The sequence below is a fragment of the Flammeovirga kamogawensis genome (genome assembly GCF_018736065.1).
Lineage (GTDB): Bacteria > Bacteroidota > Bacteroidia > Cytophagales > Flammeovirgaceae > Flammeovirga > Flammeovirga kamogawensis.
This window is the reverse complement of sequence record NZ_CP076128.1, coordinates 3,353,529-3,376,520: the sequence shown is the minus strand read 5'-3', so window position 1 is coordinate 3,376,520 and position 22,992 is coordinate 3,353,529. Positions and strand designations below refer to the sequence as shown.

Annotated in this window: 17 protein-coding genes; 7 read left to right on the top strand and 10 right to left on the bottom strand. The window is 32.7% G+C overall.

Translation table 11 applies throughout. The features are described 5' to 3' along the window. Positions 1–68 precede the first annotated feature (68 nt). Together KM029_RS13465 and KM029_RS13460 are read right to left on the bottom strand one after the other, a co-directional pair. A complete protein-coding gene (locus tag KM029_RS13465; RefSeq protein WP_144073755.1) occupies positions 69–995 on the bottom strand; it encodes an FKBP-type peptidyl-prolyl cis-trans isomerase in 927 nt (308 codons plus the stop codon). 28 nt (positions 996–1,023) lie between these two features. Continuing rightward, positions 1,024–2,037, bottom strand: a complete 1,014-nt coding sequence (locus KM029_RS13460) for a DHH family phosphoesterase (RefSeq protein ID WP_144073754.1) — start codon at positions 2,035–2,037, stop codon at positions 1,024–1,026. A gap of 587 nt (positions 2,038–2,624) precedes the next feature. Between KM029_RS13460 and mutS the strand changes: the two genes are divergently transcribed. From mutS to KM029_RS13445, 3 genes are read left to right on the top strand one after another with little or no spacing between them, the layout of a single operon-like run. Further along, positions 2,625–5,237, top strand: a complete 2,613-nt coding sequence (gene mutS / locus KM029_RS13455; protein WP_144073753.1) for a DNA mismatch repair protein MutS — start codon at positions 2,625–2,627, stop codon at positions 5,235–5,237. 37 nt (positions 5,238–5,274) lie between these two features. After that, the gene (locus tag KM029_RS13450; protein ID WP_144073752.1) at positions 5,275–5,802 is read left to right on the top strand and encodes a DUF4199 domain-containing protein; all 528 of its coding nucleotides are present in this window, start codon (positions 5,275–5,277) and stop codon (positions 5,800–5,802) included. Between the two features lie 30 nt (positions 5,803–5,832). Further along, entirely contained in the window at positions 5,833–6,801 is a 969-nt protein-coding gene (locus KM029_RS13445; RefSeq protein WP_144073751.1) for a glycosyltransferase family 2 protein, read from the top strand. Between the two features lie 78 nt (positions 6,802–6,879). Here KM029_RS13445 and KM029_RS13440 read toward each other — a convergent pair whose 3' ends face one another. The 3 genes from KM029_RS13440 to KM029_RS13430 form a co-directional block, all read right to left on the bottom strand. Beyond that, complete coding sequence (locus KM029_RS13440) at positions 6,880–7,434, bottom strand: DUF4136 domain-containing protein (protein WP_144073750.1); 555 nt, start codon at positions 7,432–7,434, stop codon at positions 6,880–6,882. A gap of 316 nt (positions 7,435–7,750) precedes the next feature. After that, positions 7,751–9,349 carry a SusD/RagB family nutrient-binding outer membrane lipoprotein gene (locus KM029_RS13435; protein ID WP_144073749.1) on the bottom strand — a complete coding sequence of 533 codons (1,599 nt, stop codon included), beginning with the start codon at positions 9,347–9,349 and terminating at the stop codon, positions 7,751–7,753. Between the two features lie 21 nt (positions 9,350–9,370). Beyond that, positions 9,371–12,361 carry a carboxypeptidase-like regulatory domain-containing protein gene (locus tag KM029_RS13430; RefSeq protein ID WP_144073748.1) on the bottom strand — a complete coding sequence of 997 codons (2,991 nt, stop codon included), beginning with the start codon at positions 12,359–12,361 and terminating at the stop codon, positions 9,371–9,373. Positions 12,362–12,664: 303 nt separating this feature from the next. Here KM029_RS13430 and KM029_RS13425 point away from each other — a divergent pair, with 303 nt between their 5' ends. Next, positions 12,665–13,819 (top strand): sensor histidine kinase, encoded by a 1,155-nt coding sequence (locus tag KM029_RS13425; protein ID WP_144073747.1) that lies wholly within the window; start codon positions 12,665–12,667, stop codon positions 13,817–13,819. After that, entirely contained in the window at positions 13,791–14,567 is a 777-nt protein-coding gene (locus KM029_RS13420) for a LytR/AlgR family response regulator transcription factor (RefSeq protein ID WP_144073746.1), read from the top strand. The genes KM029_RS13425 and KM029_RS13420 overlap by 29 nt, the downstream gene beginning before the upstream one ends. 55 nt (positions 14,568–14,622) lie before the next feature. On the opposite strand, the gene mrdA is transcribed toward KM029_RS13420, so the two are convergent. Genes mrdA through KM029_RS13400 form a run of 4 tightly spaced genes read right to left on the bottom strand, consistent with a single transcriptional unit; the run spans position 14,623 to position 19,448 of the window. Further along, complete coding sequence (gene mrdA / locus KM029_RS13415; protein ID WP_144073745.1) at positions 14,623–16,569, bottom strand: penicillin-binding protein 2; 1,947 nt, start codon at positions 16,567–16,569, stop codon at positions 14,623–14,625. Between the two features lie 21 nt (positions 16,570–16,590). After that, positions 16,591–17,625, bottom strand: a complete 1,035-nt coding sequence (locus KM029_RS13410; RefSeq protein WP_144073744.1) for a vWA domain-containing protein — start codon at positions 17,623–17,625, stop codon at positions 16,591–16,593. Positions 17,626–17,636: 11 nt separating this feature from the next. Next, on the bottom strand, positions 17,637–18,575 hold the full coding sequence (locus KM029_RS13405) for a hypothetical protein (protein WP_144073743.1): 939 nt from the start codon (positions 18,573–18,575) through the stop codon (positions 17,637–17,639). Beyond that, on the bottom strand, positions 18,576–19,448 hold the full coding sequence (locus tag KM029_RS13400) for a DUF58 domain-containing protein (protein ID WP_144073742.1): 873 nt from the start codon (positions 19,446–19,448) through the stop codon (positions 18,576–18,578). It abuts the gene before it with no gap. Between the two features lie 172 nt (positions 19,449–19,620). On the opposite strand from KM029_RS13400, the gene KM029_RS13395 reads away from it, so the two are divergent. Further along, positions 19,621–19,998 (top strand): DUF4296 domain-containing protein, encoded by a 378-nt coding sequence (locus tag KM029_RS13395; RefSeq protein ID WP_158631057.1) that lies wholly within the window; start codon positions 19,621–19,623, stop codon positions 19,996–19,998. Between the two features lie 147 nt (positions 19,999–20,145). Continuing rightward, positions 20,146–22,338, top strand: coding sequence for a B12-binding domain-containing radical SAM protein (locus KM029_RS13390; protein WP_144073740.1), 2,193 nt, complete (start codon positions 20,146–20,148; stop codon positions 22,336–22,338). A gap of 49 nt (positions 22,339–22,387) precedes the next feature. On the opposite strand, the gene KM029_RS13385 is transcribed toward KM029_RS13390, so the two are convergent. Then, positions 22,388–22,960 carry a hypothetical protein gene (locus tag KM029_RS13385; RefSeq protein ID WP_144073739.1) on the bottom strand — a complete coding sequence of 191 codons (573 nt, stop codon included), beginning with the start codon at positions 22,958–22,960 and terminating at the stop codon, positions 22,388–22,390. Positions 22,961–22,992 lie beyond the last annotated feature (32 nt).

The window sequence follows — 22,992 nt, the reverse complement described above, 5'->3', positions numbered from 1 at the left end:
AGCATATCTAATACAGCAAATTTACGCCTAAAAAATAAGGTAAACTCACTGTATTAGAATATATTATATTATTTTGATGGATTTGTAAAATCAATCAATTCAACATCAAATTTCAATACTGCATTAGCTGGAATATCTCCACCTGCTCCTCTTGGACCATAACCTAATTTCGAAGGGATGTACAATGTAGCTTTAGCTCCTTTATTTAGCAAAGCAATACCTTCGTCCCAACCTGCGATTACTCTTTGTTGACCCAATGGGAACTCAAATGGTTGTCCTCTATCTACAGAACTATCGAATTTTTTACCATCCAATAAAGTACCTGTGTAGTGTACTTTTACACTTGATCCCACTTCTGGGTTAGCACCAGAACCTTTTTGAGTAACTACATAGTATAATCCAGACTCTGTTCTTTCTGCATTAGTAATGTTATTCTCTTTTAAAAATTCTTTAATTAATTCATCATCAATAGCAACGTATTTCTCAGCATCAGCTTCCATTTTAGCCATTGCTTCTTTTTGCTTTTCTTCCATAGCAGCACGGTATGCTTCTTCGTCAGCAAATACATTTTTTGCACAAACTCCAATAACTACTTTTTGAGATGGATCTTTGATGAAAGGAGGAGCCATTTTTCCGAAGAAATCTGAAGCTACGATAGTCATTTGAGCACTATCTCCTTCGCTCATTAAACCAAACATTTCAGATAAAGGATCAACTTGCTGCCCTTTTTCCTGTGCTTGCTTATTTACAGAATCAGGGAATACTTTAGTTGCAGCAAACTCTCTTCCTGTTTCAGTAATATTGAAAAGTGTAGAGTCTGACTCTGTTGAGATACTTAAAGTAAATTCAACAATATTGTTATCATTAATATCAGCACCGCCTTTACTTTCAACAATTGTAAATTTCTTTCCTGATGGAGTCTCTTTCTCAGTTTTTCCACAAGCAACAGCACCTAACATTAAGGCTCCAATTGCTAATTTTTTTGTGATTTGCATATTCAGTTTATAAATAAATAATTCTACTTTATTTCAATTTTTCTTCTAATACTTTCTTGAATCGAGCTACAGCTTCTTCGACTGTAATTCCATCCACTCTACCTCCTGCTGCATTTTTATGTCCTCCGCCACCAAAGTGTTCTGAAGAAAGGTCTGCTACAGAGAAATCTCCTATAGATCTAAACGATACTTTGATTCCGTCTCGTTCGTCTTTTTCTTTAAACAATGCCGCTATCTTAATACCATTTACTGATAATGCATAGTTTACTAATCCTTCGGTATCTCCAGATTGTAAATTAAATTTCTCACGGTCATCTTGCGTTACAGTAAAGAATCCAGTATTTAATTCTGGCCAAAAAGTAAGATTTTCTCCTAAGGCATGCCCTAAGAATCGTAGTCTTTTTTCTGTATTATTATCATAGATTAAATTATATAATCTTGATGTATCTAAACCTGTATCTTTTAATTCTGCAGCTATTCTTAATGTTCTACTAGAAACACTTGGGTATTTAAATGAACCTGTATCTGTTACAATACCTGCATATAAACAAGCGGCAATTCTCTGATCAATTCTATGAGTACCTTTATCTAAAGCGATAAACTCATAAATTAATTGAGCTGCTGCAGCTGCATCAATATCCCATAATTCGTAATCTGCAAAATCTTCTTTTCCTCTATGATGATCTATCATTACAATCATCTTCTTACTCATATTCTGACGAACTAGTGGCCCTAGTTCTTCAATTCTATTTAAAGAAGAAAAATCTACACAGAAGATAACATCTGCTTCTTCAATTATTTTTTCTGAAGTAGATGGATTTTTTTTATCGTAAACAACTACTTCTTCATGACCAGGCATCCAATGTAAAAAAGATGGATAATCATTCGGAGAAAGCACTGTTGTTGTATGTTCAAATTTTCTAAGATACCAAGATAACCCTAATGCTGACCCTAAAGCATCTGCATCTGGCTTTGTATGCGGTATTATTACCACTTTACGAGGCTCTTCTAAAAATTCTTTTAACGTATTAAAGTTGTGCATATCATTTTTTTGCTATTGAGAATGATTTCTAAAAAATTTCAGATCAATCTCTCAACTGTTTTTATCGTCGTCATCGACAAAACGAATGCACAAAAGTCTTAAAAAATGTAGTCTTAATCAATTTATTCTCAATTATCTAAACTTATAAATACTAAGCTCAGCACTAATAAACACAATAACAACTGACTATCAATTAGTTAACTTTTTATTTTGAGATTTTTCAATACGTTAAAATAAGTTTCTTTTTACTGTCAATCTTAAAAAAGTACAGTTTTCACTTAAAAATGTCGCTTTATGTTCAATCTTTAAAATGTTAAATAAATGAAATTGAAAAACCTTTTTATAAATCAATCGTTCGATTAAAACAGATAATGATAAAAATTGATTAGGTAGTAGATTAGTTAAGATCGTACGTTAATGGAAAAGGGATTTCTAAATTAGAAGTCCCTTTTTTTGTTATTGTTTGTAATATATGAGTATAAAGAGCATCAATACCATGAATTATTAAATCTTATTCTTTATTCATTCCACTAATTATTTAAATTTGTTGCTTTAAGAAGGATATCATTTTTAATTCTAGAAATACTTTGGCAAAAGCGAAAACAAAAGCGAAAAAGGAAACTCCTATGATGAAGCAGTTTAATGCTATTAAGGCGAAACACCCTACAGCAATGCTTCTATTTAGAGTAGGTGATTTTTATGAAACCTTTGGTGATGATGCCGTTACAGCAAGTAAAATCTTAGACATTGTTTTAACGAAAAGATCTAATGGTTCTGCTTCAGAAACTCAATTGGCAGGTTTTCCGCATCACTCTTTAGATACTTACCTACCTAAGTTGGTAAAAGCGGGCCAAAGAGTTGCCATTGTAGATCAATTAGAAGATCCTAAAACTGCAAAAGGTGTTGTTAAAAGAGGTATTACAGAGTTAGTGACTCCTGGTGTTTCTATGAACGACAATGTTTTGAGCGTTAAGCAAAACAACTATTTAGCAGCAATTCATATTTCTAAAAAAGAATTAGGTATTTCTTTTCTAGACATTTCTACAGGAGAATTTTTTGTAGCACAAGGAGATCAGAATTATATAGATAAACTACTACAAGGCTTTGCTCCTTCCGAAGTTTTGTATTGTAGAAACGATCAAGAACAGTACAAAGAGTTATTTGGTGATACTTACCCTACTTTCAGACAAGATGATTGGGTATATACACCAGAATATGGGTATGAAAAATTAACGACACATTTTGGTACTAAAAACTTAAAAGGTTTTGGTATTGAGAATATGTCGTCTGCAATTATTGCAGCTGGTGCTGTACTTAATTATTTAGAGTTAACAGAGCACCACCACATAGATCATATTCATCATATTAGTAGAATACAGGAGGATAAATATGTTTGGTTAGATAAATTTACAGCTAGAAGTCTCGAACTTATTTTTCCTCAGAACGATGGTGGAGTTCCATTAATAGATATTCTTGATAAATGTGTTACACCTATGGGAGCACGCTTATTAAAAAAATGGACTGTTCTTCCGTTAAAAGATCAAGCTAGTATTAACACTCGACTTAATATTGTCGATTTCTTTACTAAGGATGAAGATATTGCTGATGATGTATTAGGACATCTTCGTCAGATCAATGATATTGAACGCCTAATTTCTAAAGTTGCTGTTGGTAGAGTAAACCCTAGAGAAATCGTTTATATCAAAAAAGCACTTCAACATGCTGCTCCAATCAAAGTACTTTTAAGTAAGGTAAATGATAAAGAGGTTAAAGTTATTGCTGATCATATAAACACTTGTGATATACTTGTGGAGCGTATTGAGAAGGAAATGCAAGAAATGCCTCCTATCAACCCTGCCCAAGGAAATATAATTAAAGAAGGTGTAAATACAGAATTAGATGAATTAAGAGCAATTTCTCATTCAGGAAAAGACTTTTTACGCCAAATTCAAGAAAGAGAAAGTGACAGAACAGGTATTCCATCTTTAAAAATTGGCTACAATAAAGTATTCGGCTATTATCTAGAAGTTAGAAATACACACAAAGATAAAGTACCTGCAGAGTGGATTAGAAAATCTACTTTAGTAAATGCAGAAAGGTATATTACTGAAGAGCTAAAACAGTACGAAGAAAAAATTCTTACTGCAGAATCTCAGATTGGTGTAATAGAAAATAAGTTATTTATGGATTTGATCCAGATGGCAACAGAATATATTACACCAATTCAGCAAACCGCTACAACCTTAGCTAAGCTAGATTGTTTGGTTTCGTTTTCTACAAATGCAATTGATTACAATTATGTTAAACCTATTATTTCTGATGATAAAGCGTTAGATATAAAAGAAGGCAGACATCCTGTAATTGAACGCCAACTTTCTGTAGATGATCCTTATATACCAAACGATGTTTATTTAGACAATGAGGAACAACAAATAATGGTAATTACAGGACCTAACATGTCTGGTAAATCTGCCTTATTACGCCAAACTGCATTAATTGTATTGATGGCTCAGATGGGATCTTTTGTACCTGCTTCTAAAGCTCATATTGGCCTAGTTGATAAAGTATTTACAAGAGTGGGTGCTTCTGATAACTTATCAAAAGGTGAATCTACTTTTATGGTAGAAATGACAGAAACGGCAAGTATCTTAAATAATATATCAGATAGAAGTTTGGTATTGATGGATGAGATTGGCCGCGGTACAAGTACATATGATGGTGTATCAATTGCTTGGGCTATTGTAGAGTACCTTCATAACCATAAAAAATCTAGAGCTAAAACATTATTCGCAACGCACTATCACGAATTAAATGAATTAGCTGAAGATTTTCCTAGAATTAAAAATTTTAGTGTATCTGTAAAAGAACATCAGAAAAAAATCATCTTCTTAAGAAAATTGAAAGAAGGTGGTAGTGAACATAGTTTTGGTATTCATGTGGCTCAACTTGCCGGAATGCCTAGCTCGGTAGTTCGTAGATCTGAAGATATCTTAGAACATTTAGAGCAAGATAAACGAAAAGAAAAAAATACTGAACGCATTAAAGAGATGCCTAAAGACAATTACCAACTTTCTATTTTTGATTCTGTAGATCCTATCGCTAAAGAATTGAAAGAGCAATTAGAACAGCTTGATGTAAATACAATGACACCTTTAGATGCAATGTTAAAACTAAATGAGTTAAAAAAACTACTATCGTAAATAGAGTTTTTGATTAACTTTAGATAAAATTAGAATAATGGATAAAGAAACTTCGATAAAACCATTCGCCTTTAAATATGGAGCTATTACAGGTGTGTTTGCATTTGGTTATAGTGTTTTACTTACCTCTTTAGGTAAGTCTCAAGATGCTTTTTTACAATATCTAAGTGTACTTGTAGTGTTAACCGCTACAGTTTTTGCCTATAGAGAGTTTAAAGAACATAACGAAGGCTTTCTTAAATACCGTACAGGTGTAAAACTTGGTACTTTGCTTGGTTTTATCTCTGCAACTATCTCAGCATTTTTTAATTACTTATATATTCAATTTATTGATGATAGTATTATAGATCAGGCTGTAGAAGTAGCAAGTAAAGCGATTGAAGGAAACCCTCAGATTACAGACGAACAGTATGAACAATCTATCGAAATAGTGAGATGGGTAGCTGGAACACCAATTCCGCAGCTAATTAATATCTTATTCATGACTTTCTTTGGCTTTTTATTAGCTTTGGTTATTTCACACTTCATGAAAAATGAGCCAACTGAAGACGGCTATAATTTTTAATAATTTTTAAGACGATCTTTAATAGTGACTATGGAAGCTCAAAATATAGATGTATCGGTTGTTGTTCCGTTACTTAATGAAGCTGAATCTCTACCAGAATTAGTAGATTGGATTGCAAAAGTTTTTACCGAAGAAAAAATCAACGGTGAAGTGTATCTTATTGATGACGGTAGTACTGATGAGTCTTGGAATGTAATCTTAGCATTAAAGCAAAAATATAACTGGGTTCATGGTATTCAATTCTTAAGAAACTATGGTAAATCTGCGGCATTGCAAGTAGGTTTTCAGGAGGTTAAAGGGAATGTTGTCATTACTATGGACGCAGACCTTCAAGATAGCCCTGATGAAATTCCGGGTCTAAGAAAAATGATTATTGAAGATGGTTATGACCTTGTATCTGGTTGGAAAGAAAAACGCTACGATCCGATTACAAAAACAATCCCTACAAAATTATTTAATGCTGCTACAAGGGCTGTTTCTGGTATACATTTAAATGATTTTAATTGCGGATTAAAAGCCTATAAAAAAGATGTAGTTAAGATTATAGAAGTATATGGTGAAATGCACAGATATATTCCTGTAATAGCCAAATGGAATGGTTTTGCTAAAATTGGTGAGAAACCTGTTCAGCATAGAGCTAGAAAATATGGAACAACTAAGTTTGGTTTAGAACGATTTGTAAACGGCTTTTTAGATCTAATGTCTATCACATTTGTTTCTAAGTTTAAAAAAGCTCCAATGCATTTCTTTGGTTTGCTTGGGTCAATCTCTTTTTTACTTGGTTCTGCTGGTGCATTTTGGTTATTGATTGAAAAGGTCTATTTGTCTATGAATCACTTACACATTCAAAGAGAAGTTACAGACCAGCCATTGTTCTATTTATCACTAACAGCTGTAATTATTGGCTCTCAAATGTTCATGACTGGATTTATTGCAGAAATGGTATCTCTTAATCAGCCGAATAGAAACGATTACCATATAAAAGGAAAAACGGATTAAGGTAAAAAAATAATATAAAAAAAGAGATCATGGATTATAAATGTCCATGATCTCTTTTTGTTTTAATGCTAATACAAATTACTTTGTAGGGTATTTATTAAAAATACTCTTCACAAATCTGTTGATATTTCTTTCTCTTACAACAGGGCTTTCTTGTTTTTCAGAAAGTGTACTTACAGCTGCTGCTTCCCAAAGAAGTTTCTTTGCTTGTGTATCGAAGATATCTACAACAAAAGTTCCTTCAGTATATTCATACTCAGAATAATGAGTAGCACCCATACCGTAAGGACCATACCATCCGCCGTAACCAGCATTATAAGATGTTACACTTTTCTTTTCCTTTGTAGTAAATACCATACCTACTTGTAACTCAGCAGTAGTATCATTTTCAGAGTATGTATAACCAAGCCCCTGCATGTTTTCAATTACTGCATTTTTTACTCTAGCTCTATCAAATTCATTGATTTTAGCATTTTGAGCTTGCCAAGGTAAAATACTGAAAGATTTATATTGACTAAAATTTGTACCTGGGTTGTAATCAGTTGTAATTTTTGTTGAAGAACATGATGTTACAACAAATGCAACACCAATCAACATACTGATTGTTAAGAAGATATTTTTTATATTTTTCATATGAATAATAATTTGATGTTTAGTCGAAAGATGTAAAGTTTTTTTTATTCTTTCTGTAAAGATTACAAATACTCTTCAATTGTTGATATTATAAACTGATTTTATTTTATAAAGATCATTTGATTAATAAAGATTAAGAGGATATAGTCTTTTTTAACGATTTAATTAAACGCAGAAAAGCTCCAGATAACTGGAGCTTTTCAATATATTTTCAAGAAAAATACAACTTTAATGAAGTTATAAAACAGGCAGAGGAAGATATCCTCTGCTTGTTATCAATTCATTGTCCGTTATATTATTATTCACCTAAATTTATTTAGATAGATTTTGTATCCCACCATACTGGTGTTCCTCCATTATCCTCTCCACCTTGACCTTCTTTTTTAAGAAGTTCCACAGCTTTAGCATAACCTTCTGGATTAGATCCAGCTTCATAACTTGGGAAACCTAAACGACGAATACCTTTAGTAGTATCTATTAACCCTCCACTTTTATTATATTTTACAGGGAAAACTTTAGGATAACCTGTTCTTCTTAATTCTGACCAAGCTTCCATTCCTTCTGGGAACATTGCAATCCATTTTTGAGTAATGATTTGCTCCATTGCTCTAGATTGATCAAATGCTACTTTAACATCAGTTGTTGCATCAATATCATATGAATCTGCTCCTGCTAAAGCCCAGTTTGGGTCTGAATAATTTGCAGGTACAGAAGACATATCAGAAATATAAGAGTCTACACCACCTGCACCTAAAAATGCGAAAGATTCTCTAATTCCGCCTTCATATAATTCTTGAGTTGTTCCGCCAGCTGTCCATCCATTTAAAGCAGCTTCTGCTCTCAAGAAATATACTTCAGCACCTGTCATTAATGTTATTGGTGATGTTTGTGAAATAAATTTATCATTAATCGAAGAGTATCCAGTGTATGGACTTCCTGATTTGTCTGGTAAATCAACACCCGAACGTATACCTTTGAATGTATCAGCTGGAATACCTGAAAGTTCTGAATTAACTGGAGTAAAATAAACAGCTAAACGTGGATCATTATATCCTACAAGGAAAGATTCCATAGTTGCACCCATTTTTATATCACCCCAACTATGAGCGATCGTTGCTAAAGGATGAATAATTGGAGATGTAACTAAAGCATTATCTCCTGCTTCAAAAACACCAGCTGAAATAGCTGATTCTGCATGAATCTTAGCATTTGTTGGATCTACATTTGATATTCTTAGAGCTAGTCTTAATTTCAATGATGCAGCTAATTTTTTCCACATAGCAAAATCACCTTGAAAGATATCATCAACTCCTGAAAAACCACCATAAGGTTCATCAGCACCTTCAGCACCAAGAATTTCAATTGCTTTACTTAATTCTTCGAAAAATCTAGTATAAATTTCTTCTTGAGAATTGTATGATACATTTTCTGAACCATAACCTAAATAAGGACTCGGTCCATAAACATCAGTAACTCTATGCATTCCTAATACTTTAAGTACTAATGATACTGCATACAAACGTGGATCTGCGTCTTCTTCTCTCTTTGCAATTTCATAAGCAGGTCCCATTATATTTTCATATGCAATACTTGCAGGCCAATCATTCCAAATTAAGTTATAATGAGTAGCATTTGCATTACCAGCAAATGGAGTTGGTGGAGCCATATATCCAGAGAATACATCTCCATTCAAATTTTGTTGCACCTGCCATTTCCAATTCGAATTATCAAAATTATAATAAATTGATCTTGATAATTGAGGGAAATATGCTGCAATTATTTGTCCATCGGCCTCTAATTGTTCATCTGTGATCTTATTAGGATCAACATTCATTTGTTCAAAATTGGACGTACAACTAAATAAACTTAGTGATGCAGCTCCTAATAGTATATATCTTTTGAGTAGATTTTTCATATCTAGTTTTATCTTAAATAATTAGAAATTAACTCTTAAATTCATACCAAAGCTTCTTGTTGCTGGTACTCCAAAAAAGTCTAAACCTTGCATACCATTTCCTGAAGAAGATGTAATATCTGGATCAAATGGTGCATTATTATAAAAGAAGAATAAATTCCTTCCTACAGCTGATAATGTCAAATCTTCAAATACACCAAAGTTTTGAGCAAATGTATAAGCAACTGATAATTCTCTTAATCTAATGTTAGTTGCATCATAAACGTACTGAGATGTAACCCCATCACGACCTGAAACCGTTGCGTAATAATCTAAAGCTGGTAATTCAACACCTTCAACTGTAACTGTTCCACCTTCAACTGCATCTGCCCAAGATTTTGAAGTTCCTCTTGAATCCATATATGATTGCGTAAATGATACTATTTCACCACCAAATTTACCATCAATCAACATATTTAAAGTGAAATTCTTATACTTCACAGAGTTTGACCAACCAAGCATAAAATCAGGGTTTGAGTTACCTACTTTTACTCTTTCTGCTCCTCTATAAGGTAAACCTGTTTCAGAATCAATAGACATAGTACCATCTTCTTCTCTTGCAAAATCATATCCATAAATATCTCCATAAGAACCACCTTGTTTTAATCCTAGAGAATATGCTGCATTTGCACCATCAGTTAGCCATTCGATTCTTTCTGGATCATCTGAATAAAGTTCAACTACTTTGTTTTCATTTTTAGAGAAGTTAAATGTAGTTGTCCATGTTACATCTCCCTTAGAAACAGGAATTGCAGTTAAAGCTATTTCATAACCTTGATTTTGAATATTACCTGTATTTACATAATTGTAAGTATACTCTGAACCTGAAGGAGCAAGAACTCTAATTAACTGATCTTCTGTATTTGTTTTGTAGTAGTTAAAATCGAAATACAATAGTCCATTAAACATTTCTAACTCTGCTCCTAATTCTAAAGATCTAGATGATTCTGGTTTTAAATCTCCAAAAGGTGCTGTATTAGCTCTTTCTAAAGAACCCGTATAAGGGTTAATAGTATGTTGAACAGTAGTCACCCCAAATGGAGCGTCATTGCCTAACATTGTATATGTACCTCTAATTTTTGCTAATGAGATTACTTCCGGCATTTTTACCATCTCATTAAGAACTGCAGTTAAACCAACTGAAGGATAGAAATAAGAATTATTTTTTTCAGGTAAAGTACTTGACCAATCATTACGTCCAGTAACATCTAAAAATACCATATCCTTAAAACCAAATTGGAAACTACCAAATACAGATTGTACTTGTCTTTGTGTTTGTTCATAAACAATACTATTTCCATCAGGTAAAGCAGATGAAGAAAATAAATTTGCGAATTTCAATGTTCCTCTTCCTGTATCAATTCTCTTCAAGTATGTTTTTTGATCAGTAATTGAAGTACCTAATAAACCTGTTATTGAAAGGTTACCAAATTTTTTATTTCCATTAATTATGGCGTCAGCGTATACCTGATTATTATTAAAATCATCTCTAAAATACCCTCCATTTGTGATACCATTTTCATTGAAGCCAACAGAAGTAGTGTTAGTTGTTGCATAAGCTTTTCTATCCCAAACATCAGTAGTATTATCGATACTGATTCGACCTTGAGCCCACAACCAATCACTAATATTATATTTTGCTTTTCCTGTAACTATAAATCTATCTCTAGTTTCTTCAATCATGTTTCGATTTAATACCCAATATGGATTATCTGTTAAATATTGAGTATCATTTTCCTGCCAATTTTGAACATAAATTTTTCTAACAGGATCATAAACTTCATAATTTTGCATATCTGATTTAGAGATACCTCTTGGCGATAATAATGCTGATGCGATAGCATTCATTGGAGTACCAACACCAGGTCTGTTATTACCTTCTTGGTGGATATAATTAATGCCTGCAGAAAGTTCTAACTTTCCATCGTACATTTTTGATGTATTTCTTGCTGTAAAGTTATGCTTGTTAAAAGTATTTGTTTCTATTACTCCTTGTGCGTCAGTGTATGCATATGATAAGTAAGTTTGTGAATTTTCACCACCTTTGGTAGCAGAAATAGCGTTTACCCATGTAAGACCATTCTTAAAAAAGTCCTCACTATTTAAAGATTCTCCTGTAACAGCAGATCCATCAATATTATACTTTGATTGAGTCTCTGGTAATAACATTGGAGAATCAACAGTAAAGTTTGAAGAAAAAGTAATTTTAGAATGCCCTGCATGTCCTTTTTTAGTAGTAATAAGAATTACTCCATTTGCTGCTTGGCTACCATAAAGAGCTGATGCTGCCGCTCCTTTTAATACATTGATACTTTCAATATCCTCAGGATTTAAGTTAGAGACACCATCTCCACCATCACGTCCCGCATCATCAATAGCATTATTAGCTTGAGTTGCACCTGATCCTGCTAATGGCATACCATCAACTACATATAAAGGTGAATTTGAACCTGCTACAGATGTATTACCTCTTAGAGTAATTTTTACTGAACCACCTGCTCCAGACCCACTTTTATTAACCTGAAGACCTGCTACCTTACCAGATAGAGCATTCATCATGTTAGGATCTTTAACTGTTGTTAATTCCTCAGAACTAACAGATTGCGTCGAATAAGTCAAACTCTTTGAGCTTCTTTCAACACCTAAAGCTGTTACTACAACTTCTTCTAATTGCTCTGCATCAACTTCTAAAGAAACGTTGATTACAGATTGGTTACCAACAACAACTTCTTGTGCCATGTAACCCACATAAGAAAATACTAATGTACTTCCTTCTGGAATTGATAGAGAAAATTCTCCATTAAAATCGGTTGTTGAACCAGTAGATGTACCTTGTATTAATACGTTAACACCAGGTAGTGGCTCTTCTGAGCCTGACTCTTTTACTATACCCTTCACTACACGGTCTTGTGCTTGAAGTACGTTTGTCATTAGTAATAAGCTAATGACTAAAGTTAGTAGTCTGAATTTCATATTGAACTGAAGGTTAGATGAACAGACGATGCGAACAGAGAGTAATAAGTTTGTTCGCAAGGCGAAGGAAACACTCCTCCGCGGATTCTTGATATCGTAAATGTATAACGAACACTTAAGGAATTTTAAAAAAATAGATTAACAGTGATTAACTAATGCTAGACGACACTATTTCAAGGATAAACTGCATTCAACTATGGATAAACGTCATAAAATCCTATATTTACTGCATTAAATCTAATTTAATTGTTCTATCGACGCTTAACTGTTATTTAGCATCTATTAATAAAATTAAGTTAATAAATGACTACTACAGCAAAAGATAAGCTATTCGATGAACCTGTGAACATTTTTGATCATATTCCTAAATCGATGCATTTAAAGCTCAGCAAGCCGATAATATATCATGTAATCTTTTGGGTAATCTATTTTGTTTTAAATGGATTGCGCTGGGGAAGCTACTATGACGACTATTTATATTCCTTCCAATCTAACTTGATTGGTTTCTCGATACATATACCGTTATCGTATTATCATGCTTATTATTTACTACCAAAGTATATTCCTTCTAAAAAATATTTACTCTATTTATTAAATTTAGGAATATCATTAGTAGTTATGATGTACTTAAAAGTATTTCTCACACAGCAGTTTCTATTGCCTGTATGGCCTGAAGCTGGTGCACAAGCAGAAATTTTTAGTACAAACCATGTAATAGCAATTATTACTGGAGAATTATATGTATTGGGTTTAACTACCTCTATTAGTCTAACGCGTAATTGGATTCTCAACCAAAAGAAAACAAGAGAGTTAGAAAAACAGAATATGATGACTGAGTTGAATTTATTGAAATCTCAAATTCAACCTCACTTTTTATTCAATACGCTTAATAATATTTATTCATTAACACTAGATAAAAGTGACCAAGCATCTGATGCGGTTATGAAATTATCAGAATTAATGAGTTATATGCTCTACCAAAAAGAATCTAGAGTTAATCTTGCTGATGAACTCTATTATATGAATAACTATTTGGACTTAGAAAAACTTAGGTTTGGAAATAGATTAGCACTAACATTTAACATAGAAGGTAAAGCAGAAGATGTTAGAGTTCCTCAACTTTTATTTCTTCCTTTTATTGAAAATACATTTAAACATGGGGTAAAAAACAAATTGAACTCTATTGAAATTAGTTTAAATTTGAAGATATCAGAGGATTTTATCACTTTTGAAGTAGAAAATCCAAGTATTGATCAAACTCCTTTACCATTTAATCTACCCGTACAAACGTCTCCAAAGAAGACTAAGACTGGTGGATTCGGTCTCTCAAATGCTAGAAGACGATTAAGGCTTCTTTATGGAGACAATTACACATTGAATATTAACGATGGTGAAGATATATTTAGAGTAACATTAAAAATACCAAGAAATGAGCACAATAAAATGCCTAATAGTTGATGATGAGCCACTGGCAATTAAGGTAATTGAAAATTATCTTCAACGCCTTAGTGAATTTGAAATTGTGGCTAAATGTGAAAGTGCAATAGATGCTTTCAATGTGCTACAAAATGAGAAAGTTGATTTAATGTTTTTGGATATCAATATGCCAATGTTAACAGGTATTGATTTTGTCAAATCGTTAGAAAAAAAACCTGAAGTAATATTAACTACGGCTTATAGAGAGTATGCTTTAGAGGGATTTGAAATTTCTGCATTAGATTATTTACTAAAGCCAATTTCATTTCAACGTTTTTTAAAAGCTGCCAATAAAGCATCTCAACTCATTAATACTAAAGAGGCTGCCAATAGTAAAACCCAGCCTAAAGCTCCTCAAGCTGTTGTAAGCAGTGGTACTTCTTCTAATTCTGAAGAACCCCCATATATTTTCTTAAAAGTAGAGAAGAAAATGGTTAAAGTTGCTTTAGAAGATATTATATACATGGAAAGTTTAAAAGATTACTTACGTGTATATACGTCTAATGGAGAAATGGTTGTTCATTATACATTAACTAAAATTCTTGAAAATCTTCCCGAAGATGAGTTTATCAGAATTCATAGATCATATGCTATTTCTTTAAAAAAGGTAAATGCAATTGAGGGAAATCAGGTAGAGCTTAAAAATGGTAAAATGCTTCCAATTGGGCGTTTATATCAACAAATAGTAAAAGATACAATATATAGTAAAGGAATAATGCCTAATTCATAACGAGACATTCAGATAAATAAAAAGGGAAATACATTTAACGTGTATTTCCCTTTTTTTATGATTCTGAAGAGGTTGTTACTGCAATTGAATCCCTTTTTTGCCTCAGTAGTTGCTGTGCTTTTAGACGTTCCTTTGCTTTTTCTCTACGCTCTTTTAATAATCTTTCTTTTTCTTTTCTTTCCTTTTCTCTCTGAATTAGATTTACGCTATTTACATATTTTTCTAAATATGGGCGTTTCACTATTCCATTTACATATTTTTCCATCATTAAGCTTGCAATTGGAGCTGCCCACGTACCTCCAAAACCAGCATTTTCCACATAAACTGCTATTGCAATTTTTGGATTATAAAGTGGAGCAAAACCCATAAAAATAGAATGATCTTCTCCATGAGGATTTTGTGCTGTACCTGTTTTACCACAAATTACTATATCCGGACTATATGCTCTTCGTGCAGTACCTATTCTTGGTACATCAGCCATTGCTCTAGCAATATGATCTACATATTCTGGTTTTATATCAACTTTGTGTTTTTCTTTATATTGCTCTAAAGGACCTTTTCCTCCTATACTTTTAATAATATGAGGAGAATAATAATATCCTCTATTTGCTATTATAGCACCTAAATTTGCTAATTGAATAGGCATTGCTAATACCTCACCCTGCCCAATACTAATGGAATGTATTGTACTAATTTTCCATCCTCCACCTTTGTAAATACGATCATATAATTTAGAACTAGGTACTAATCCACCTTTCTCATAAGGCATATCAACCCCTAACTTTCGTCCTAGACCGTAATCCTGTACATCTATTTTCCAATCATCTAATGTCTTTCTTAAAAGGTCTGAGGTTTCATACCTTTTACCTTCATCATTTAACATTCTACGAATTTCTTGATAGTACCATGGATTACAAGAGTTAATAATAGATCCTTTTAAATTTAATGGAGAATCATGGTTATGGCATCCCACTAAACGTTTATTACAACTAAAGTATGTTGTTAATGTATCTACTGCTCCTGTTTGTAAACCAATCATTGCCATTACAGTTTTAAAGGTAGATCCTGGTGGATACCTTGACTGCATTGCTCGATTAAATAATGGTTTATTTGTATCCCTTGATAAATCTCCATAACGCTTAGAAAGTCTTTTTCCTTCTCCTGTTAATTCATTAGGATCATATGAAGGTGCTGAAATCATTGCTAAAATTTCTCCTGTACTAGGATCTATTGCTACAATTGCTCCCTTTTTATCTTTCATTAAAAGTTCTCCATATGCTTGGAGATCAAGATCAATAGATGATGTTAAAGTAGCTCCTACTTGAGGAATGGTATCTAATTTACCATCTTCAAACTTACCCTTTGTTACACCTTTTACGTTTTTCATAATGTAGCTTACGCCACGTTGTCCACGTAATTCTTTTTCATAGAATTTCTCTATTCCACTCTTTCCAATAAGGTCACCGCTTTGATAATAATTAGCAGAATCTTTTTTAAGAAAATCTCTTGTAACTTCTTTTACATACCCTAAAGCATTTGCTAAACTTTTATGAGGATAAGAACGGATTGTTCTTGCTTGAATTGAAAGACCTTTGTAACGAATTATCTTATCCTGAATCTTTGCATATTCAGATTCTGTCAATTGTTTTTTAAATACAGAAGGTTTATACCAAGAGTAATACTTGGCTTTTTTGATATTGTAACGAAGCTCTTCAATAGTATAATCAAGCATTCCTGCTAATTCTAAAGAGTCTTGAGGTAATACCTTAAATACTTTAGGTACAATCATTACATCAAATACGGCTGCATTCGATGCTAATAATTTTCCATTACGGTCATAGATCATACCTCTTAATGGATACTCTACAACACGTTCTACAATATTTGCCTCTGCACGCATTTTATAGTTCTTACTAAATACCTGAATATTCAATAAAACTAAAGCATATGTTACAAATAGAATTGTAAACCCAATAATAATGTGCCAGCGCCTAACCTCCATGCTCTTTCTCTCCTTCTTTTCTTAATCTTCTAAAGCGTTCGTTAAGAATGTACTTTTCAGTAACATCCAAATAAGGAGGAAAAACATTCCCCAAACAAGATATATCTGATAATAATCTTTTGTATCCTTATATCTTGTTTCTTTAATTTCAGCTTTTTCGTATTTATCAATTGTATCAAAAATAGCTGTTAAAGCTTTATTATTTGTAGCTCTAAAGTATTTACCCTGACCAATTCTTGCTATATCTCTTAAAGCAGTTTCATCTAAATGTTGCTCCATATATTTTGGGCGTCCAAACATATCAGTACCATAAGGAACTCTACCTTCTTTACCTACACCAATTGTATATACTTTTACACCATAACCGTAAGCTAATTCTGCCGCAGTTTTAGGTGCTAAATTTCCTGCTGTATTTTCTCCATCAGAAAGTAAAATGGCTACTTTAGATTTAGCGTCAGATTCTGTCATTCTATTAATTGCCACCCCTAAGGCAGAACCAATAGCAGTACCTGGCTTTTCAATCATACTAAAATCAATATCTTTAACTAATGATTTTAATAAGCTATAATCTGTAGTTAAAGGAGCATAAGATATTGCTTCTCCAGAGAAAATTACAAGCCCAATTCTATCTTGAACACGACCATCAATAAACCTAGCGGCTACTTTTTTGGCTGCTTCCATTCTATTAGGAACAAAGTCTTCTATTTTCATGGAATGAGAAATATCAAGAATAAGCATAATATCTATACCTTCTGTCCATTGCTCTACTTGTTCATTTGTTTTCTGAGGTCTTGCCAAAGCTATAAGTAATAGCGTAATTGATATACTCAATATAAATGGCGGTATAAACCTCAGAAATGTACTCCAATCGGCTTTTAATCTACCCTCTGGTAAAGCCACATCTAATTTTTGACGGACTCTATAACGTAATAACCATCTTAAAATAAATAAGACAGGAATACCAATAATCAAATACAAAAACACTTCTTCTCCCCAATCAAAGCCTTTTAAAACTGCTGGAGTAAACCATCGTGTTGATAATATATCTTCGTACATAGTTCTTTGTACTAATCTTTAATACTCTTAAACTTAAACGATTCTCTAGAATTGGACAATGCATAATCTTGCCCTTGTTTTGCCCATTCCTTTAAATCTTCTAAAACTTGTTTCGCTTCATCTATTCCCTGACCAGCATAAATTACTCTATCAAGAACTTTTAAACGAGCTTCTAATTCTGTAGAATTCAATGCCCTACCTGCTTCTTTAGACGTCATGGCTTGAATTTGAACAGATGTTACAGATGCGATAAATGCTTTCCAAAGCACTGTTGATTCTTCAACATTAGCAACTGTCATATCTTCTTTTAGGTGATCTGAATAGTTTTTGACAAACGAGATGTACTTTTTCTCTAAAGATTTTCTTCTAAAATACTCTCTGATTTTACCTCCAAAGCCTATTATTACAATCAAGAAGATAACTACTACTATCCCTAAGAAAATTAATAAATAAGGATAATTGAACTCTTGCTCTACATCTAGATATTCTACATTAGCATATAGTTGTGCAGAATCTGGTAAAACAGGAATCATGTCTTTAAAGAAAATTCCATCTAGGTTGGCAAAAATAGAATCAGTTCCTTCTAGATTTTCTACCCAAATTGGTAAACCTAGTTCATAAACAGAATCAATTTCGTAAGTAGATAAAGTATACACTACACAATCTACAGATACATTATTTTCTGTTCTTGTAGGAAAATATTCTTTCCTTAAAAGCTCAAATGGAGTAAAATTATATGTAGAATCTGGAAATAATACTTCTTGATTGTTAGCATGTTCGTATCGCAAAGTGTAGTTTATTTCCTGACCCAGCATAATACTATCCGTATTAAACCTTCCGTAAGGCGGTGTCTGCTTTTCTTCTTGTGCAAAAGTAGCACTCGAAAAAATTAAAAAAGCGACTAAAAATAAATTTATATATCGATTGTTCATCAGTTCTATTGAGCTCATTTATTTACGGGCTGAATTTCTGATCTTAAATAATTTTACTAATTGTGGTACATAATCTTCTGCTGCATTTACAAAAAGATAGTTTCCACCATTTCGTCTCACAAGATCGCTTAAAATTACTCTATTTTTTGCATAGAACTTATCTAAACGGTCTCTAAATTTTCTAGAAGATGTATTTACCCAAATTGTTTTTCCAGCTTCTTTGTCAAATAAAGGTGCTATTCCAATTCTTGGGAAAGATGTCTCTCTATCATCTCCTACATGAATTACAATTAAATCGTGCTTACGACAAAGTGCTTTTAGGTGTCGTTCGTATTCTTCGTCAACAAAATCAGATATTACGATAATGATACTTTTACGCTTTACCATTGCCAAAGTCTGTCCTAAAGCTCTACTAATATTCGTTTTAGGCGATTTTGGTTTTAAACGAAACAGTTCACCAAATAATTGATAAGCATGCTTAACTCCTTTATTTGGTTTTATGTACCGTTCTTTATCATCAGAAAAACATAAAAGACCAACAGAACTTGCCTCTTTAATAGCAGACATAGCAAGAACACCACATATTTCTTTAGAAATATCTATTTTCTTTCTACCCTGTTTCCCAATTTCCTGAGAAGCACTAACGTCTACTACAAAAAAGACACTTTGTTCTTTTTCTTCTTTGAATGTCTTAATAAATGTACCGTGCCCTTTAGCACTTACATTCCAATCTATATGCCTAATGTCGTCTCCGTACTGATACAAACGCACATCGTCAAATTCCAATCCAGAGCCTTTAAACACAGAATGGTAATCTCCTTGCATGTGCGAGTTAATGGCCTTTCTAATACGAATTTCGTAGCGTCTAAGCTTTTTAAGAAGTTCTTTCATCTTAATTCGTCTGTTTCTACTTCACTTTTTCTCCTGTCTGAGTTACCAAATTTAATTCAACCATATTGTTGTGAGCAAATTGAACGCTCATTTAACACTATTTAACCACATTTTTTGATACTCATAACATATTATGATTCATGCATACAAACTCTTTAGGTATTTTTGCCCTATGAAAAGAATATTGAATCTACTCGCATTAGGATTATTGTTGGTAAGTTGTGGTCCTGAAAAACCTCAAGCACCAGCTAATTTACTGTCTAAAGATGTCATGGTGAATGTCTTGATCGATCTTTATAAAGCAGAAGCAACAATCTCTACGCAGCATCTACCTAAAGATGAAGCCATGAATGCTTACACTAAATTAGAGAAAGATATTTATACTAAGAATTCTACAGACTCTGTTACATTTAATAAAAGCTATGAATTTTATTTAAAAGACAATGTAGATGAAGCTGCAGCAATTCAGAAAGAAGTTGTTGAAAAGTTGAAAGCAGAAAAAGAAGAGCTTACTAAATCTGATGGAAATGCTCCAAATATTAAAAAGTAATTTCTTTTTCAGAAAAATATAATTGAGGCACCTTTGGGTGCCTTTTCTTGTTTTAAGTAGTAACCTTAAGTAAAAAGGATATTATTAAATTAATTTCTCTATAACAATTCTGCTTAGTTTAGCATCAAAAAATATAGACCTCTACGCATGAGCTCCATCAAAACATTATTAGTTACACCTCCGCTTACACAATTAAATACACCATATCCTGCCACCGCATATTTAAAAGGATTTCTAAGAGAAAAGAATATTCCAGCTTATCAAGTTGATTTAGGATTAGAACTTGTATTAAAAATATTTAGTACTGAGGGGTTAACTGCTCTTTTTGATGCTGCTGAAGAGGTTATTGAAGATTGCTCAGACAATGTTCAAAGAATTTTTATGCTACAAGATGATTATTTAGAAACTATTGATCCTGTAATTCAATTTCTTCAAAATAAAGATAATACACTTGCACATAGTATATGCCAAGATAATTTTCTACCAAGGGCAGCAAGGTTTAATCAAGTACAAAATGTAGACTGGACTTTTGGTACTATGGGCTTAAATGATAAAGCCAGATATCTTGCTACATTATTTCTAGAAGATATTGGTGATTTTATTATCGAAGCAATTACAGAAGACTTTGGATTTAGCAGATATGCTGAACGAATAGCCATGTCTGCAACTAATTTTGCTCCAATAGACGAAGTTTTACAACAACCTTCTCATATTTTAGACGAATGGTTACTTGATATATTAAATCAAAAAATTGAAGATATACAACCTGATTTAATTGCCTTAACGGTTCCATTCCCTGGTAATTTATACGGTGCTCTAAAATGTGGAAAATTCATAAAAGAAAATTACCCAGATATAACTGTAGCTATGGGTGGTGGTTACCCTAATACAGAATTAAGATCGCTTCAAGATCCAAAGGTATTTCAATATTTAGATTTTATTACTTTAGATGATGGTGAAGGCCCTCTTTTAAACCTAATGAAGCACCTTGAAGGTGAAATTCCTGCAAACCGACTTCAAAGAACTTATTTATTAGATAGCGGCGAAGTACATTATATAGATCAAAAAGTACAAGATGTAATAAAGCATAGCGATGTTGGTACACCAGATTATAGTGATTTATTACTCGATCAGTATTTATCTGTAATTGATGTTGCCAACCCAATGCACAGGTTATGGAATGATGGTAGATGGAATAAACTGACCGTCGCTCATGGCTGCTATTGGAAAAAATGCACTTTCTGTGATATATCACTTGATTATATAGGAAGATACGACCCCGCTCCAGCAAAAATGATTGTTGATCGAATTGAACAAATTGTAAAAGAGACAGGACAATCAGGATTCCACTTTGTAGACGAAGCAGCTCCTCCTTTAGCTTTAAGAGATATTGCAGTTGAATTAATAAAAAGAGGAACCAAAATTACTTGGTGGGGAAATATCCGATTTGAAAAAACTTTTACTCCAGATTTATGTAAACTTTTAGAAGTTTCTGGCTGCGTTGCCGTTTCTGGTGGAATAGAGGTTGCTTCTGATAGACTTTTAAAGTTAATGAAGAAAGGGGTATCGGTTAGTCAAGCTGCTCAAGTAACTAGAGCATTTAGTGAAGCTGGCATAATGGTACATGCTTATTTAATGTACGGCTTCCCTACACAGACTACCCAAGAAACAATAGATTCTTTAGAAGTAGTTAGACAAATGTTTGCCAACCATTGTATACATTCTGGATTTTGGCACCGTTTCTCTATGACTGCTCATGCGCCAGTAGGTTTAAACCCTGAAGAGTATAAAGTAGAACAAGATAATTTTGAATTTGAAGGTTTTGCTTGGAATGATTTACCTCACAAAGATCCAACTGGAGCAAAGCATGAACGTTTTGGAGAGGGATTACGTAAATCAATTTTTAACTATATGCATGGTTTAGAACTTGATTTACCTGTGCAAAAATGGTTCGATTTTGCTACCTCTTCAGCTAGTTTACCACTTACTTTAATAGAAGATAGCCTACTTGAAAATAAAAAAGAAGAAGCTCAACTTTTAAAACACTCATTAATTTGGCTTGGCAAAACACCAATGCTAGAAATTGATGAAGAAGATGATTGGGCAAAACTGATTTTTATTAATAAAAAAGAAGATTTGGAAATAGAAACATCTCCAATTCTAGGAGAATGGATTGCAGAACATATTTCTGACTTTAGTATTTATGAAGATGAATACCCAACAATAGAAGAAATTAAACTCTTATTCGAAGAAGAAACAGGGTATCAATTTTCCGATTTAATAGAAAGTGATACTTGGAAAAAACTAAGAGAAAATGGATTATTAATAATTCGATTTTAATAAGAATAGAGGATATAAAGTTTGATTTTATTTCCTCTATTTTCAGTATCTATATCTGTAAATAAGGGTTTAATATGTAGCCTGCTTCACCAGTTATAAGTTCATAATTTACTATCCTCTCACCTCCTGTAGGTCTACTATTAGTATCATTTTCTTTATAAATCGGATACGTTAATTCAATGTTTGAATCGGAAAAGGTAACCTCTTCGTGTCCCATATATCCTTGTGCTAAATCATCATTTTCCGCAATAGACTGAACATAAATTTCACCATAACTCTCATCAGTAAAAGAAGCAATACCAATTAGGTTTACATAACTTCCTGATCCTACAGATCGTGCTGCAATATACAGCTCTTCATACCCATCTTTATTGAGGTCTAAAACATAAAACTGTTCTATTGGATCTACTCCTTCAAAAGTTAATAACTCATTAGAATTCGGAAAATTCATTCCTTGTATCGAAATATTACTAACACTGTTAGTAATTTTTTCTTCAGTTAATGTGAATATCATTCCACTTTTGGTTTCTATTTTATGTGAAACAACTTGAGGAATTATCTCTTCTTGAGAGTTATCAACATTTAGTTCCTTTCCCTTTTGGTTTTCTTGATTACAACTCATTGTAATTAAGTAAATAAAAGGAATTATCAACA

What these genes read in the sequence shown, in the direction of transcription:
- KM029_RS13420 (WP_144073746.1), top strand. Translation starts at nt 13,791, where the DNA reads ATGAGCACAATAAAATGCCTAATAGTTGATGATGAGCCACTGGCAATT.
- KM029_RS13425 (WP_144073747.1), top strand. Translation starts at nt 12,665, where the DNA reads ATGACTACTACAGCAAAAGATAAGCTATTCGATGAACCTGTGAACATT.
- KM029_RS13440 (WP_144073750.1), bottom strand. Translation starts at nt 7,434, where the DNA reads ATGAAAAATATAAAAAATATCTTCTTAACAATCAGTATGTTGATTGGT.
- KM029_RS13405 (WP_144073743.1), bottom strand. Translation starts at nt 18,575, where the DNA reads ATGAGCTCAATAGAACTGATGAACAATCGATATATAAATTTATTTTTA.
- KM029_RS13465 (WP_144073755.1), bottom strand. Translation starts at nt 995, where the DNA reads ATGCAAATCACAAAAAAATTAGCAATTGGAGCCTTAATGTTAGGTGCT.
- KM029_RS13460 (WP_144073754.1), bottom strand. Translation starts at nt 2,037, where the DNA reads ATGCACAACTTTAATACGTTAAAAGAATTTTTAGAAGAGCCTCGTAAA.
- KM029_RS13390 (WP_144073740.1), top strand. Translation starts at nt 20,146, where the DNA reads ATGAGCTCCATCAAAACATTATTAGTTACACCTCCGCTTACACAATTA.
- KM029_RS13450 (WP_144073752.1), top strand. Translation starts at nt 5,275, where the DNA reads ATGGATAAAGAAACTTCGATAAAACCATTCGCCTTTAAATATGGAGCT.
- KM029_RS13385 (WP_144073739.1), bottom strand. Translation starts at nt 22,960, where the DNA reads ATGAGTTGTAATCAAGAAAACCAAAAGGGAAAGGAACTAAATGTTGAT.
- KM029_RS13435 (WP_144073749.1), bottom strand. Translation starts at nt 9,349, where the DNA reads ATGAAAAATCTACTCAAAAGATATATACTATTAGGAGCTGCATCACTA.
- KM029_RS13445 (WP_144073751.1), top strand. Translation starts at nt 5,833, where the DNA reads ATGGAAGCTCAAAATATAGATGTATCGGTTGTTGTTCCGTTACTTAAT.
- KM029_RS13400 (WP_144073742.1), bottom strand. Translation starts at nt 19,448, where the DNA reads ATGAAAGAACTTCTTAAAAAGCTTAGACGCTACGAAATTCGTATTAGA.
- mrdA (WP_144073745.1), bottom strand. Translation starts at nt 16,569, where the DNA reads ATGGAGGTTAGGCGCTGGCACATTATTATTGGGTTTACAATTCTATTT.
- KM029_RS13395 (WP_158631057.1), top strand. Translation starts at nt 19,621, where the DNA reads ATGAAAAGAATATTGAATCTACTCGCATTAGGATTATTGTTGGTAAGT.
- KM029_RS13430 (WP_144073748.1), bottom strand. Translation starts at nt 12,361, where the DNA reads ATGAAATTCAGACTACTAACTTTAGTCATTAGCTTATTACTAATGACA.
- KM029_RS13410 (WP_144073744.1), bottom strand. Translation starts at nt 17,625, where the DNA reads ATGTACGAAGATATATTATCAACACGATGGTTTACTCCAGCAGTTTTA.